The organism is Saccharothrix sp. DSM 118769 (genome assembly GCF_052936295.1).
This window is the reverse complement of record NZ_CP193627.1, coordinates 5,217,878-5,231,632: the sequence shown is the minus strand read 5'-3', so window position 1 is coordinate 5,231,632 and position 13,755 is coordinate 5,217,878. Positions and strand designations below refer to the sequence as shown.

At 69.6% G+C, this 13,755-nt stretch carries 16 protein-coding genes; 7 read left to right on the top strand and 9 right to left on the bottom strand.

Translation table 11 applies throughout. The features are described from left to right. Positions 1-29: 29 nt before the first annotated feature. The 9 genes from ACRAKJ_RS22455 to ACRAKJ_RS22415 form a co-directional block, all read right to left on the bottom strand. A complete protein-coding gene (locus tag ACRAKJ_RS22455; protein ID WP_438919851.1) occupies positions 30-593 on the bottom strand; it encodes an NUDIX domain-containing protein in 564 nt (187 codons plus the stop codon). Next, positions 586-1,461: a hypothetical protein gene (locus tag ACRAKJ_RS22450; protein ID WP_438919852.1), complete on the bottom strand. Its 876-nt coding sequence runs from the start codon at positions 1,459-1,461 to the stop codon at positions 586-588. The genes ACRAKJ_RS22455 and ACRAKJ_RS22450 overlap by 8 nt, the downstream gene beginning before the upstream one ends. Further along, on the bottom strand, positions 1,458-1,754 hold the full coding sequence (locus ACRAKJ_RS22445; RefSeq protein WP_438919853.1) for a flavoprotein: 297 nt from the start codon (positions 1,752-1,754) through the stop codon (positions 1,458-1,460). Before ACRAKJ_RS22445 ends, ACRAKJ_RS22450 begins: the two co-directional genes overlap by 4 nt. 159 nt (positions 1,755-1,913) lie before the next feature. Beyond that, a complete protein-coding gene (gene ribD, locus ACRAKJ_RS22440; protein WP_438919854.1) occupies positions 1,914-2,786 on the bottom strand; it encodes a bifunctional diaminohydroxyphosphoribosylaminopyrimidine deaminase/5-amino-6-(5-phosphoribosylamino)uracil reductase RibD in 873 nt (290 codons plus the stop codon). After that, on the bottom strand, positions 2,783-4,024 hold the full coding sequence (locus tag ACRAKJ_RS22435) for a helix-turn-helix domain-containing protein (protein ID WP_438919855.1): 1,242 nt from the start codon (positions 4,022-4,024) through the stop codon (positions 2,783-2,785). The genes ribD and ACRAKJ_RS22435 overlap by 4 nt, the downstream gene beginning before the upstream one ends. Positions 4,025-4,082: 58 nt before the next feature. Continuing rightward, on the bottom strand, positions 4,083-4,940 hold the full coding sequence (locus ACRAKJ_RS22430; RefSeq protein ID WP_438919856.1) for a phosphotransferase: 858 nt from the start codon (positions 4,938-4,940) through the stop codon (positions 4,083-4,085). A gap of 34 nt (positions 4,941-4,974) precedes the next feature. Then, positions 4,975-6,297, bottom strand: a complete 1,323-nt coding sequence (locus ACRAKJ_RS22425; RefSeq protein ID WP_438919857.1) for a helix-turn-helix domain-containing protein — start codon at positions 6,295-6,297, stop codon at positions 4,975-4,977. Beyond that, on the bottom strand, positions 6,294-6,869 hold the full coding sequence (locus ACRAKJ_RS22420) for a flavoprotein (protein WP_438919858.1): 576 nt from the start codon (positions 6,867-6,869) through the stop codon (positions 6,294-6,296). The genes ACRAKJ_RS22425 and ACRAKJ_RS22420 overlap by 4 nt, the downstream gene beginning before the upstream one ends. Next, on the bottom strand, positions 6,866-8,131 hold the full coding sequence (locus tag ACRAKJ_RS22415; RefSeq protein ID WP_438919859.1) for a helix-turn-helix domain-containing protein: 1,266 nt from the start codon (positions 8,129-8,131) through the stop codon (positions 6,866-6,868). The genes ACRAKJ_RS22420 and ACRAKJ_RS22415 overlap by 4 nt, the downstream gene beginning before the upstream one ends. 132 nt (positions 8,132-8,263) lie before the next feature. Here ACRAKJ_RS22415 and ACRAKJ_RS22410 point away from each other — a divergent pair, with 132 nt between their 5' ends. From ACRAKJ_RS22410 to ACRAKJ_RS22380, 7 genes are read left to right on the top strand one after another with little or no spacing between them, the layout of a single operon-like run. Beyond that, complete coding sequence (locus ACRAKJ_RS22410; RefSeq protein WP_438919860.1) at positions 8,264-9,442, top strand: radical SAM protein; 1,179 nt, start codon at positions 8,264-8,266, stop codon at positions 9,440-9,442. Next, positions 9,439-10,065: an exonuclease domain-containing protein gene (locus tag ACRAKJ_RS22405; RefSeq protein WP_438919861.1), complete on the top strand. Its 627-nt coding sequence runs from the start codon at positions 9,439-9,441 to the stop codon at positions 10,063-10,065. Before ACRAKJ_RS22410 ends, ACRAKJ_RS22405 begins: the two co-directional genes overlap by 4 nt. After that, positions 10,059-10,679 (top strand): AAA family ATPase, encoded by a 621-nt coding sequence (locus ACRAKJ_RS22400; RefSeq protein ID WP_438919862.1) that lies wholly within the window; start codon positions 10,059-10,061, stop codon positions 10,677-10,679. The genes ACRAKJ_RS22405 and ACRAKJ_RS22400 overlap by 7 nt, the downstream gene beginning before the upstream one ends. After that, positions 10,676-11,506: a hypothetical protein gene (locus ACRAKJ_RS22395; protein ID WP_438919863.1), complete on the top strand. Its 831-nt coding sequence runs from the start codon at positions 10,676-10,678 to the stop codon at positions 11,504-11,506. The genes ACRAKJ_RS22400 and ACRAKJ_RS22395 overlap by 4 nt, the downstream gene beginning before the upstream one ends. 55 nt (positions 11,507-11,561) lie before the next feature. Further along, positions 11,562-12,413, top strand: coding sequence for a Scr1 family TA system antitoxin-like transcriptional regulator (locus ACRAKJ_RS22390; protein ID WP_438919864.1), 852 nt, complete (start codon positions 11,562-11,564; stop codon positions 12,411-12,413). Next, positions 12,413-12,700, top strand: a complete 288-nt coding sequence (locus tag ACRAKJ_RS22385; RefSeq protein WP_438919865.1) for a zinc finger protein — start codon at positions 12,413-12,415, stop codon at positions 12,698-12,700. The genes ACRAKJ_RS22390 and ACRAKJ_RS22385 overlap by 1 nt, the downstream gene beginning before the upstream one ends. 8 nt (positions 12,701-12,708) lie before the next feature. Continuing rightward, positions 12,709-12,972, top strand: coding sequence for a transcriptional regulator (locus ACRAKJ_RS22380; protein WP_438919866.1), 264 nt, complete (start codon positions 12,709-12,711; stop codon positions 12,970-12,972). Positions 12,973-13,755: the final 783 nt, after the last annotated feature.

Sequence of the window (13,755 nt, the reverse complement as noted above, 5' to 3'; positions counted from 1 at the left end):
TGGTACCAGCGGCCTGGGCGGGAATGCCGCTATCGGGCAACGTTCCTTCCGTGATCGAGCCCGGTGGCGAGGTAGACGGCGAGAGCGGTCAGTGACGGGCCGTCGGTGATGTGTCCCGCGGTGATGAGACGGGGGAGTTCGGCCGTCGGGACCCATTCGATCCGACTGGCCTCGGTGGCGTCGGGTGTGCCTACCGGGGTTGCGGATGTGGCGAGGTAGACGCGGTACCGCTGGGTGCTGATGCCGGTCATGGGGCTGTAGGTGACCAGGGGCGTGACCTCGCCGGGCTGGTAGCCGGTTTCCTCGCGGACTTCGCGGACGACGGCGGTGGCGGGGTCTTCGCCGTCGTCGGACCAGCCCGCGGGGATCTCCCATCCCCAGGTGTCGGTGGTGAAGCGGTGTCGCCACAGCAGCAGGACGCAGTCGTGGTCGACCACGACGGCTCCGACGGAGGCGCGGGGGAAGCGCAGGACGTGGTGCTCGAAGCGGGGGCCGCCGGGGATCTCGACGTCGTCGAGGTCGACGTTGACCCACTCGGAGGCGTAGACCCTGCGGGTGCCCCGGACCGTCCACCGCGCCGGGTCCTCAGTCACGCACTGCCTCCCGCAGTCGGGCGTCGAGGCTCCGCGCGCCCGCGGGGCCGATCGAGCGAACCACACGGGCCCGGATGCTCTCCGCCCGGGTGAGGATGGGGTCGACCATGGTGTTTCCGGCCCACTCCAGCGCGGTGGTGGCCACTCGTGCCGCTTCGTCCGGTTCGTCGTCGTGGAGGTGGCATTCCGCCAGGTCCAGGGCGAGCAGCGCCCGTCCTTCGACGTCGGTGTGGGCGCGTCGTTCGAGCGCGGAGCGCAACAGCGGTGCGGCGTGGTCCGTCCAGCGCAGCAGGAGGTGGGTGGTGCCCGCCATGCCGTCCAGTCGCGCCGCGTCGAAGAAGTCCGTTCCGGTGATTCCCCTGAAGAAGGGGCCGAGCGAGTGGACCGCGAGCACCCAGGCCGCGAGATCGGGGGATTCCGCTTCGAGTGCCGCCAACCCGGCCAGGTCGAAGTACCGATCGGCGTCACTGTGGCGGTCGAGGTCGAGGTGACCGGCGATCCCCGCCAGCACCCCGACAGGACCGCCACGCGACAACGCAACCGTTGTGGTTGCGGCGCGTTCCATGTGATCGAATGCCGTGCCGTCGATGCGGGAGTGCGTCAAGGCATCCGCGAGTACCCGGGGATCGATGTCCGCCGCAGTGGGAAACGGCAGCACGTCCTGGCCCCTCTCGACTGATGCCCGACTTCGGTCTTCCGCCTCTCGTGGTGCCGATTCCCGACGCAGGCGTTCCTGCTCGCGTTTACCCTGCTCCCGCAGCGAGACCAGAACCCCTCCCGCGTCCAGGGCGCGGTCGATGGCCCTGACGATCTCGGGTGAGGGCAGGTTGTGGTCGGCGCGTCCGTCGGTTGCGCCGACCTGGCTCATGCGGTGAGCCGCGTGAACGCGTCGAGGATCGGGTTCCAGTGGAAGGTCGTGAGTCCGTCCGGTGCGCGGGTGGTCACCTGGTCGGGGTTCATGAACGTTGCGTGGGCGTCGATCAACCGCTGGGTGCTGGGCCGGTAGGCGGGATGTTCGCGGAGCGGCTGTTTGGCGCAGGGCACGACGAGGACCGGTACGCCGGTGGACAGGAGTTCGTCGAGCACGCCGAGGGCGAGGTTGTCGCTGATACCGCTCGCCCATTTGTTGATGGTGTTGAAAGTGGCGGGCACGACGAGCACGGCGTCGGGTCGAGGAAGCGGGTTCTGGTTTCCCGGTGGTCTCGTGGCGACCCTGACTGCGGTTCCTGCCGCGGTGGCTGTCTCGTCGAGGTCGATCCAGGACGCGACCGTGGGGTGTGGTCCACGTCAGGACACCGATCCACTGGGCCCGGGCAGGACCTATGTGGTGTCGAAGCGCAGGTGGTCGCCGTGCCGTTCGACTCTTTCGAGCTTGAAGCCGTTGTGCACCCGTGCTGCTTCGGTCGCCTTCGTCACAGGTCTAGTTGAGGACGGTGCGTAGAAGGTCGTCGCGTCGACCAGACCGGCTTCCAGGAACCGGTGTGCCGTTCGGGGGGCGGTCGCGAGCAGCAGCGATCGCGCGCCTCCTTCGTGCAGCGCCGCCAGGAGTCGTGCGGGCTCGTCCGCGGTCGTCACCGGAAGGGCGAAGGCGCTTCCGCCGTGACCGTTCGGCACGCCTTCGGAGAGGCCACCCGCATCGTCCAGGACCACGTCGAAGGTCGTGCGGTGCAACGTCCGCAGTGCTTCACCGGCGGTGCGCACCCGCCCCTGGGAATCGACTTCGTACAGCCAGGTGACGTGAGGACGTCCCGTGGTCAGGCTGTGCAGCCACGGCCGCAGGACGACGCGCGCGGAGTCGGCGAGCAGCCCGATTTCCACGTCTACCCCGGCCGCACCCAAGCGGGCGGCGCCGCCTTCTTCCCGCGAGGTGGGGTCGATCAGGGCGATGACCGTTCGGGCTATCCCGGCGTCGAGGAGCGCCTGGCGGCAGGGTGGGGTGCGGCCGTGGTGGTTGCACGGTTCGAGGGTGACCACCGCGGTACCGCCACGGGCGCGTTCTCCGGCCGCCCGCAGGGCGTGGACCTCGGCGTGCGCCTCACCTTTGCGGACGTGGTGGCCCTCGCCGACCGCGTGGCCGTGCCGGTCCAGGATCACGCACCCCACGGGCGGGTTGGGGCTGGTGGTGCCCAGACCGAACGCCGAGAGCACGATCGCCCTCCGCATCGCCGCGACCTCGGCCTCCGACGCCGTCACCGCGCATCCCCGGACAGCGCCTTGGCGCGGAACGCGTTCACCGTCGGCAAGTGGCCGTGCACGGACAGCCTGACGGCCACGTCCCGCACTTCGCGTTCTGTGCGCCGCGAGCCGGAGCTGCGTGCGATGTCCAGGGCCTCGTCCGCGAGCCGCGCGGCCCGTTCCGGCTCGCAGACAGCGGCCGCGGCCGCCGCGAAGCGACTCAACGCCGTCCCCCGATCCCGGCGGTAGGCCGCCGGGAGCGCGGGAAGCACCTTCTCGTAGAGCGCGATCGCCTTGTCGGGCCTGCCGAGGACCGACCAGCAGTGGGCGCGTTGCAGTTCCAGGTAGTCACCGGTGCAGAAGGACCCGTGCCCGTCACGCGCGTCGCCTTGATCGTCGCGCGCGGCCCACTCGTGAGCTTGGTCCAGCTTGCGGTGGGCGGTGCGCTCGTCCCCGTCGAGCGCGTACCCGTGCGCCTCCTGCTGGGTGATGGCCGCGCGCATGGGGCTCGACAGCACCGCCGCGTCCCGGCCGGCCGCCTCGGCCATGCCGATCACCCGCGCCGGGTCCGCGTCGGTGGTGGCCTGCTGACTACGGCGGAACAGCGTCCACGCCGGCATCGTCCGCTGCCCTGATTCGTAGGACCACTCCATCGCCCGGTCCGTCCAGTGCAACGCCAGGGCAGCCTCCCCGGCGTCCTCGTACAACCACGCCGCCGACTCGGCGTACCGGGCGGCCAGACCCACCACCTCACGTCGAGGAACTCCCCGGACCGTCGCCGCAATCTCGTTGATCAGGTCGATGTGCTCCCGCACCGACGTGATGGCGAAGCGCGGACCGAACAGGTTGTCCGTTTTGACGAGCAGGTGCCATTGTTCGCGAAGATGTCGGATGGCGTCGTCGACATGTGTTTCCGTGAAACGGCTCAACGCGGGTTGAGTCGACGTGCGCGTTTCCGGGACGTCAGGATCTTTGCGCACTGACTGGCGTCGCTGTCGTTCCTGCTCTCGTTTGCCCAGTTCGCGCAGCGCTGTCAAAGCACCCTTGCCGTTCAAGGCTTGGTCGAGGGCTTTGACGAGTTCAGCGGAGGGGAGGTTGTGGTCCGGACGTTCGGCCAGTGAGACGTATTGCCTGGTGTAGCCGATCTTCCGGGCCAGTTGGGGTTGGCTGAGCCCGGCTTCGGTGCGGCGTCGGCGGATCTCGTGAGCGAGTCGGACACCAGCGGGTTTGGTCGCGTCGGGGTGTTCATCGCTCATGTCGCCCCCGTCTGTTGAGATGCGTTGTGCAGCTGATTTGGTGCGGTGATGTCGGTGTTCACAATGCGGTCCACCGCCAAGGGCGCTCGATGTCACCGCGCAGGCATGCCAGGCGGTACTCGGCTTCACCCCTTGCCTTCGGGCTGGTCTTGGCCTTGCGGATGGCGAAGGCGATCCAACGAAGTTCTGTGATGGTGGCCAGTGTGCGATAGCCGGGATGGCCGGTCACGTCATAGCCGCCGTAGGCGTCGACGAACGCTTCGTACTCCGCAGGAGTGATGCGGGCGAAGTCAGTGCGGTCGACGGCCAGCGGGATCAGGTCCCACTCACGGGGACCAAGTCCGAAGTGGTCGAGGTCCATCAGCGTGGGGGCATGGTTCTCGGGGACAGCCAGGTTGCCCTGCCAGGCGTCACCGTGGATGGTGCAGCGGAGCAGTTCGGAGAGCAGTTCCGAGTACTCGTGACGTAGCGCGGCTATGAGGTCCGTGAGCCAGGCCCGGTCTCGGTCGGTGACTGCGGCGGAAGCGGCGATCACCTGGTCCAGCTCGTGGAAGGGGTCGAACGCGGGCAATGGCGGGAGGGCGGGTACTGCCAGTGCGTGGACTTCCTTGAGCGCTGCTCCGAGTTCGGTGGGGGTGGCGTGCCGGTGTTCGGGAAGTTGCGCCCACCAGGTGACGGGCCGGTCCTCGACCAAGACGGGCTGTTGGCCATGGTCCGCGACACGGACTGCCGGTACAGCGGTGGTGGCCAACCAGCGCGAGATGCGGACCGAGTGTGCGGCGGTGCGGTACGAGCCCGCGGGGCCGATACGGGCGACGATCCCGTCCGGCAAGCGGTAGAGGACGTTGGTGCCGTCACGGATCAGCTCCGCCCCGATGGTGGGTACACCCGCTTCGACGCCCGCTTTGCTGAGCACGTCATACGCGGGAAGAGGTGCTCCAGTGCCGAGGTCAGGCATCACCGGTGGCCAATGCCAGTGAGTGCGACAGGTCCGCTACGCCGGTGATCGACAGGTGCCGTCGGGCGGTGTGCATCAGGACGCGCAGCTCCTCGTTCATCCGCCGGGAGTGGAACCTCGCGGCACCCGCGACCGCCTGTTGCCCGAGTGCGACGGCCTCGTGTGGGTCTCCTGCCGCCATGTGCAGGGTGGCGAGCCGCGTTGTGGAGAACGCGCGTGAACGCGGGTAGGCGTCGCTGTGCAGGCGGATCGCCGTGGTCAGGCGTTCGGCGGCCTCTGCGGGCTGTTTGCGGGCTACAGCGACGGGAATCAGTGCCCGGGCACTGCTGCCGGCGTGTTCGGCATCGTCGTAGTAGACGAGCCACGGCGGAGCGGTGGCTGCTCGGTGTTCGGCGAAGTACGCGTCGGCGCGGTCGATCTCCGCCCTGGCTTCGTCGTGACGGCCCAACATGGCCAGCACGCGGGCGCGGACCACTGCGGTCACAGCCCTGGCCGTGGTCGTCAACCGGTCGGCGCGGACCTGGGCGAACTCGATCAGTGACAGGGCCTCGTCCAAGTCGCGCAGGTAGATGGCCTGGCGTGCCATGTCGGTCAGAGTGGCCGCGCGCAGTTCCCACGAACCACCCTGCTCGGCGCACGACAAGGCGATCCGGAAGCACCGCGACGCGCTCGTGTGGTCACCGATGTCGAACGCGGAGAAGGCCACCACGCCGGCCAGGTTCCCGACAGCCTCGAACAGGGACGACGTGACCGCGGGGTGGGACTGCGCTTCCAGCGTCCGGCACGCCCAACGCAGGTGGGCGATACCCGCCTCGACCGCCATACCGCCGCCGTAGAGGTTCTCACTGGAGGCCAGTGCACCGCTCATCAGCTTTACCTGTTCAACCTCTGCCTGACCTGCTCGTCGTCGAAGCGGTACGTCCAACTTCAACCTGTCGAGCGATTCGATCGCGCGAAAGTCCGTTGTGATCTCCGCGGCCGGTTCATGCGTTGTTGTCGCGAATGGCGGGTGCTGCCATTTCGCTTGGCTGACTGCTGATTTCCTGCGCACACTCTCCTGCTCGCGTTTTCCTTGCTCTCGCATCGTGGTCAAAGCTCCGCCTGAACCGAGGGCGTCATCGAGCGCCCTGACGAGTTCGGCGGAGGGGAGGTTGTGGTCGGGGCGTTCTGCGAGGGAGACGTACTGCCTGGTATAGCCGATCTTGCGAGCCAGTTGGGGTTGGCTGAGCCCGGCCTGGGTACGGCGTCGACGGATTTCGTGGGCGAGCCGGACACCGGCGGGTTCAGGTGCTGAGAAGTGCTCGTTGTCGGTCACATCGCCTCCCGCTGTGCTGAACAGCGGGCAGTTTCGCCCGAAGCGCCGGTGAGTTCGTCGAACGTGGTGGCGATCTGCTCCCAGTGGAAGGTGGCGAGGCCATCGGAAGATCGGGTTGTCACCAGATCGGCGTCCATGAACACCGCGCGCATGGCGGTCAGTGTGGTCACGCTGGTGGCGTAGGCCGGGTGGTCGCGAAGCAGTTGCTTGACGCAGGGGGCCACCAGGATCGGTACGTCGGTGGCCAGCAGTTCGTTGAGCAGGCCGAGGGCGAGGTTGTCGCTGATGCCGTGTGCCCACTTGTTGATGGTGTTGAAGGTTGCCGGGACGACGAGCAGTGCGTCGGCGCGGGGGAGCGGGTCGTGCTGTCCGGGTAGGCCGGCATGGGTTCTGATCAGTGCCCCCGTCCGGTGGGCCAGGTCGTCGAGGTCCAGCCACGAGGCTGCCGTCGGGGTGGCGATCACGCACACCTGCCAGTCGGTGGCGTGGAGGGACTCGATCAGCCGGTCGATGCGGAGTACCGGTGGTGCTGCTGTGACGACCAGGTAGACCGTGCGGGCGGTGTCGTTCATGCGAGTACGCCGATGCGCTGGGCCAGGCTGCGCAGGCCGGGTGTCTTCCGGTGCTGCTCGCGTGCCATGAGTTCCCGTACGAGCATTCGTCCGGTCCGGTGCGTGCGCAGCAGTTGCGGGGCGACGCGTTCGGTCTCCAGCAGGTGGATCACCGCCGGCGGGTCCTCGCCGAGTTGCGCCTGCGCCCACGCGTTGTCCAGGTGGAACCGTCCCTGTCGGCCGTGCAGGCCCGGTGGGAGGGAAGTGACGTCGACGTGCTCGGCCTCGGTGAGCACCCGGTGCGGATCGCCTGCCGCCACCGCCGCGGACACGCGGTGGATGCGGACGTTGGTCGGCCCGAACGCGCTGAAGCCGATGTTGCCGTCGTGTCCCAGCAGGGCCGCGAGTCGTCCGGCGTGCTCCAGTCGTTGATCGGCTTCGCCGGTGTCGCCCCTGCGGGCGGCGATGACGGCGCTGATGAGCACCAGCGCACCGCGCCACGTGCAGCTGTGCGGATCTTGTCCGCGGATGCTCCCGGCGACTTCCACCGCGTGGTGCTCCGCTTCGTCCGCGGCGTCCAGGCGCAGCAGGGCACAGGTCAGTTGGTAGGCGGCGGACGCCTGCCCGAAGACGTCGTCGGCGGCTTCCGCGGCGGTGCGCGCTTGTTCGGCGGCCTCGTAGGCGGCGATGCCGTCGCCGACCTTCGTGGCGACCTTGGCCGCTGCGATCGAGGCTTGGCACCGCAGGCTCAGGGCTTGGCGCCGTTGGCTGCCGCTGCTGTCGGCGACGATCGAGTCGACGGTCTGCAGCGTGCCGGGCAGCGCGTCGACGACCTCGTCGTAGCGGGCGGCTTGGTAGGTGCGGTGCAACCTGTCCACTAGCGCTTCAGCATAACGCGACACGCCAGGACCGGATCTCGCGACGGATATCCCGCTCGGAAGGGGGCGTTGCTTATTCGCAACGTCGACGGCCGGGGGTCCGTCATTTGTCGTCGAGCCTGCGGTCGAGTGCAGCCGCCGCTGGTTCTGTTCGTGTTTCCCTTGCTCGCGAAGTGCGATCAGCGCGCCATCGGTACCCAGTGCGCCGTCGATGGCCTTGACGATCTCGGCGGAGGGGAGGTTGTGGTCCGGACGTTCGGCTAGGGAGACGTATTGCCTGGTATAGCCGATGCGCTGGGCCAGTTGGGGTTGGCTGAGGCCAGCTGCGGTGCGTCGTCGGCGGATCTCGTGGGCGAGTCGGACACCGGCGGGTTCGGTCGGGTCGGGGTGTTCGTCGTCGCTCATGTCGCCTCCGCCTGCGCTAGGGGGCAAATAGGGGGCAAATACCGCGTGTCGTGGTTTGCGTTGTTCCCTGACTGTACCGGTCCTGGTTGAAATGTGTGCGTACGGATTCCGGTGTTTCGAAAGGGGTGGGTGATGGACGCCGACCATGTCGGGGTGCGGACCAGGTCGGGTGTGCGGTTGCTCGGTGACGCGGAAGCGGCGGGGTTGCGGCCGGAGTTGCGGGAGGTGGTGGAGTACCGGAAGTCGGGGTTGAGCCTGAACTGGATCGTCGGGTGTCCGTTGGACTGCGGGTACTGCGTGCGGCACCTGTTCGGCAACTTCGGCATGAAGGTGCCCCGTGCGCTGATGTCGGACGAGGCGGCGGTCGAGGTGCTGACCGGGCACCGGTTCTTCCGGCCGCACGTGACGCCGGTGCAGTTGCTCAACCGGGCGACCGACCCGATGCTGCCCGCGGTGAAGCCGCACCTGCTGCGGGTGTTGCGGATGCTGGACGAGCGAGGGTTGACCAATCATGTGCTGGTGATCACCCGGTGGCGGGTGGAGCCGGAGGACTGCGCGGCGCTCAACGCGTTGCGCAACCTGAAGGTGACCTTGTTGGTCACCCATTCGGGGATCGACGACGAGCGGGTCGAGCCGGTGGACTCAAGCATCGCGGCACAGTCGTTGAAGACGGCGTTCACGCACGCGGAGCGGTTTCGGGTGGTGTTGTACTGGCGGCCGATCGTGCCTGGCCTCAACGACTCCGACGCCCACATCGCACGCGGCCTGGAGCTGAGCCGGCACGCGCACGCGGCGGTGTTCACCGGCCTGTTCTACCGCGACGAGATCCGCGACTACTACCGTTCCCACGGCCTGCCCGAACCCTACGAGGACCAGGCGCGGCGCAAGATCCTCCCGGAGCACCTGGAGGCCCGCATCCTGCTGGCCGCAGCCGGACGACCGGCGGGGGACGCGGTGTTGTTCCGCAAGACCTCCTGCGCGGTGGCCTACGCCCACGGTGTGCCGGACTACAACGGGCACGTCGGCGTCCGCGAGTTGTGCGACATCTGCCCCGTCGGGCAGTTGGTGCGGTGCGAGGCGGCACGGGTACGGCCGGAGCCCGGCGTGGTGTCCGTGATGGCGCAGGGGTTGGGCGGCAGGCTGCTGGCGGTCACCGATCGTGCCGTCGTGGTGGAGGGTCTGGACGAGCAGCGCCGCTACCTGATGCAGCACAGCCTCGGTTACCAGGTGCACGACGTGACCAAGCCCCACCACCCGCACCGCCACGGCCGCGCCGACCTCGGCTGGCCCACCGTCACGGAGGCGTCATGACCACCCCGCGCCCCGCCCTGCCCGCCGTGCTGCGCGGTCGTCCGCTGGTGGTGGTCGACCTGGAGGGCAACGGCGGGCAGCCGCCGCAGATCGTCGAGATCGCCGTCCTCGCCGTCGACGACGGCCCGGTCGGTGGACGCGACCTGCGCACCTGGCTGGTGCGGCCCGCCGCGCCGATCTCGCCGATGGCCCGGCGCGTGCACGGCATCGACGACGACGACGTCGAGCACGCGCCGCCGTGGCACGGCGTGGCCCGCGAGGTGGAACCCGCCCTGGCCGGTCGGACGCTGGTCGCGCACAACGCCACCACCGAGTACCGGGTCCTCGGCGCGCACCTGCCCGCGTGGCGGCCGCCGATGGTGCTCGACACGCTGCGCTTGGCCCGCCACGTCTGGCCGGGTCTGCCCGGCTACGGCTTGGACAAGCTCGTCGCCCACGCCGACCTGGACACCGCCGACGTCGCCGGGCAGCGCCCGCACCGCGCCGGCTACGACACCTGGTGCGTCTGGCAACTCTTCCGGGCACTGCTCGCAGACAGCGATCTCGGCTGGGACGGCCTGGTGCGGGTCGCGGCGCTGAGGGACTTCCTGCCCGTCGAGGAGCAGGGGGAGGGGTTGTGGTGACGCCGGAGGTGGAGAAGCCGCTGGTGGTGGCGGTGACGGGTACGCACTCCACCGGCAAGTCCACCTTCCTGGCCCGGCTGGCCCACGAGCTGCGGCGCGAGCACCTGCAGGTCTGCACGGTGGCGGACCTGGGGGAGCGGGCGCAGCGGGTCGGGTTGCCGATCCTGCGCAACCACACCTGGGCCTCCACCCTGTGGATCATCACCCGGGGCGTCAGCGACGAGCTGGAGGCGTGGCCGCACGGCGACGTCGTCCTGGTCGACCGCGCCGTCCCCGACGCGCTGGGCTACTACCGCGCCGCGCTGGCCGACCGCGACGAGCGACCGGACCCGGCGGTGTACGCCCGCCTGGAAAGCGTGGTCCGCGACCACAGCGTGCACTACGACCTGCTCTACCGCACCACCCTCGATCCCGGCATCCCGCTCGGCACGGACAAGCCCCGCGACCCGGACGCCGACTTCCGCCGCCTGGCCGACCACCACGTCGGCGAAGTCCTCCGGGACCTCGGCCTGCCGCACCGGCTGCTGCCCGCCGACGGCCACGACCACGCCCTCGAAGACACCCTCGGCTTCGTCCTCGACCGGCTCGACAGTCCTCGGGACGGACGATCGTGACGACCGCACCGCACCGCGAGCCGAGCCCGCCCTGGGGCCGCGCGGAACAAGGCAAGTACGACCACCTCGCCCGTGACCTGGCCCGGCAGTGGGTCTCCACTTCGGTCGACACCGCGGCGGGACAAGTCGAACGACTGGCGGCGGTGAGCCTGGACCTGGCGGCGCGTGAGCCTACCTCGGTCGCGGTGGCCGAGCTGCTGCGGTGCGCCGCCCGGTTCTACGCCCGAGGCGGGCACTACCGACCGGCCTACGCGATGGGCGTGCACGAGCTGGCGGTGTGGCGCGCGAGGTCGGACGTCGAGTCGGCGTTGTCGACCACGACGTTCACCGGCTACCTGACGGCGTTGGGCTCACTGGCCCGCATCGACCGTGCCCTGGGGCGCCTGCACGAGGTGGCCGACGCGCTCGACGAGTTCCTGGAACTCCAGGTCCGGCACCGCCTCGCCGAAGACGTGCACCGGGCGTGGACGCTGCGCGAACTCGGCGCGGTCATGCTCGCCGGCGGCCGGGCAGGGCACGCCGTCGACGCCTACCTCCAGCCCGCCGACGCCGTCTACCGCCGCCTCGGCGACACCACCCTGACCACGGTGCACCGGGCTGCCTGCCAAGCCCTGCTGGGTCAGGCGCACCGGGCACTGGACCAGCCGGTCACGGCACACTCCCACTTCACCCGCGCCCGCTCCCTGCTCAACGGGGCCGTCCCCCGCGACGACGCCGCCCGACGCCTCGTCGATGCCACGACCACCGCATGCTCCGGGACCGGGCCGGACGTGCCGGTGCCCGCCGAGTTCGGCTTACCCGCCTGGCCCGCACCCCAGTGGGACTGAACCCGCCCCGAGCACCGCCGCCCGCCGCGGCATCCGAGCACATCGAGGAACCACCATGGACACCGACGAGAAGACCGCACCGACGAGGCTGAGCACCGCCCGCAGCCGGGAGCTGGGTGAGGAACTGCGCCGCATCCGCCACCGTGCCCGCCTGTCCTCCGCCGTCGTCGCCGAGAGCCTGGGCTGGTCACTGGGCAAGCTGAGCAAACTCGAAACCGGCAGCCGCGGCACCAGCCCGTGGGAGATCGCCACCCTCGTCGGCCGCTGTGCCGCGGACAAGCCCACCCGCGACCGGGTCATGGCCATCGCGCACGAACCCGACACCGGGACCTTCACCCGCACCCACGCGGGCCACCCCGACAGCCTCACCGCCCTGACCCTGCACGAACGCGCCGCCACCACCATCACCACCTACGACCCCCTCACCATCCCCGCCCTCGCCCAGACCCCCGCCTACGCCCACGCCCTGACCGGCGACAAGGACCTGGTCGACGCCCGCATCGCACGGCAGAAGGTGTTCAAGCCCGACGGCGGACCGATCACCGTCCTCCACATCCACGAGGTCGCCCTGCGCCTGGTCGTCGGCGATCGCGCCACCATGCGCGACCAACTGCTGCACCTGACCCTGATGACCGGCCGCCCCGACGTCACCGCCCACGTCATCCCCCTCACCGCACGAGCACACCCCGCCCTGGCCCACCACGCCGCGCTGCTCACCTTCGACCCGCCCACCCGCCCCCTCGCCTACGGCGACAACGGCACCGCCGTCGTCTTCCACGACCACCCCGCCGAGGTCGAGCACCACCAGCGCAGGATCCGCGAACTCCACGCCCGCGCCCTGCCCGAAGCCCAGTCCCGGGAGGTCATCGCCCACTGGGCCTACGCCTACGACAAGAGGAACCGGTGATGACCACGCCGCGCCCGTTCCGCTGGCAACCCCACGACGGCCGACGCCACGCCGTGCACCACGACGCCTTCCCCACCCAGCACACCGCCACGCTCTGCGGAGCGGAATTGACGATTCCCACCGGACGCGCGAGCAAACAGCAGTGGTGCTGGCCCACCTGCACCGACTGCGACGCCGCGTGGCGCCTCGCCGAAGGCATCCCCCTGCCCTCGCAACAACGCCACACCACCGGTGGCCCAGGACCCGCCCGCATGCTCGCCGTCATCAGCCACTCCGCGCGAGGATGACCGCTCCCATGCGTCCCACGGTCAAGCTACGTGTCTTCGCCTTCACCGCCGCCGCGAAAGCAGCCGGATACCGCTCCGACTACGCACTCGCCCACGCCATGCACGTCCACCGCTCCACCATCTCCCGCGTCGTCTCCGGCCAACTCATACCCGGACCGGCCTTCATCGCCGCAGCCCTGACCCTGCTGTCACCGGCGAACTTCGAAGACCTCTTCGAGATCATCACCGGCCCGGCCAAGAACATCGACCACCCGACGACCCACGACGAATAGGGCACGGCAAACCCTGCGGCCGGTGCGATCCCGAGCCACCGCACCGGCCGCGCCAACATGAACCGCCGTACGACAAGGGCCGCAACGACCCCGATCCCGCCTGCCGCGACGAACTCGGTCACCGGTCGCAACACAGAACCAGCACCGCTACGACCCCCGGTGCGCTCAAGGGATACGCCTCCACATTGCCCACCAGCGGCGCGCCGGCAGCCGCGGGGCGCGGCTGGCTCGTCGACCACGGCCTTCGTCATCAAGCTCCGCCTCCCGCGGTTCACCCGCACCATGAGATCGGCCGACATCCGCTTCAACTACGCCCTCGCCGACCGCATGGGCGTCAACCGATCCACCGTCAGCAGGGGCACGACCAGACAACTCAAATCGAGACCGGAGTTCATCGCCGACGCTGGCCGCGCTCGTACCGGCCACCTTCGGTGACCTCTTCGAGGTCACCGAACGCCAAGCAGCTGCCGACGTCCCTTCCGCCAACGCCGCCGACCGAGAACGGGCGTCGTGTACCCGCACCCCCCGCAACAACAGCGATGCACGGTGCCCGCCCCCATGGGTGCCGTGAGGCTCGACATGCCTGTCCGGACAGCCGCCACTGCAAGTCGCACAGGCCCCCTCGCCCATGCGCCTTGAAGATCGAAGCCTTGGCGGGGGAAATCCGGATGCCGGTGTAGACATCCCGTACCTGCGGTCGGCCTCTCACATCGATGGGAGGGCACGCTTGCGACGGTGCCGCCCGACAGGAATGCCATGACCTCCGGCCCGGCCTTCGACGAC

What these genes read in the sequence shown, in the direction of transcription:
- ACRAKJ_RS22450 (WP_438919852.1), bottom strand. Translation starts at nt 1,461, where the DNA reads ATGAGCCAGGTCGGCGCAACCGACGGACGCGCCGACCACAACCTGCCC.
- ACRAKJ_RS22435 (WP_438919855.1), bottom strand. Translation starts at nt 4,024, where the DNA reads ATGAGCGATGAACACCCCGACGCGACCAAACCCGCTGGTGTCCGACTC.
- ACRAKJ_RS22420 (WP_438919858.1), bottom strand. Translation starts at nt 6,869, where the DNA reads ATGAACGACACCGCCCGCACGGTCTACCTGGTCGTCACAGCAGCACCA.
- ACRAKJ_RS22415 (WP_438919859.1), bottom strand. Translation starts at nt 8,131, where the DNA reads ATGAGCGACGACGAACACCCCGACCCGACCGAACCCGCCGGTGTCCGA.
- ACRAKJ_RS22410 (WP_438919860.1), top strand. Translation starts at nt 8,264, where the DNA reads ATGGACGCCGACCATGTCGGGGTGCGGACCAGGTCGGGTGTGCGGTTG.
- ACRAKJ_RS22405 (WP_438919861.1), top strand. Translation starts at nt 9,439, where the DNA reads ATGACCACCCCGCGCCCCGCCCTGCCCGCCGTGCTGCGCGGTCGTCCG.
- ACRAKJ_RS22390 (WP_438919864.1), top strand. Translation starts at nt 11,562, where the DNA reads ATGGACACCGACGAGAAGACCGCACCGACGAGGCTGAGCACCGCCCGC.
- ACRAKJ_RS22385 (WP_438919865.1), top strand. Translation starts at nt 12,413, where the DNA reads ATGACCACGCCGCGCCCGTTCCGCTGGCAACCCCACGACGGCCGACGC.
- ACRAKJ_RS22380 (WP_438919866.1), top strand. Translation starts at nt 12,709, where the DNA reads ATGCGTCCCACGGTCAAGCTACGTGTCTTCGCCTTCACCGCCGCCGCG.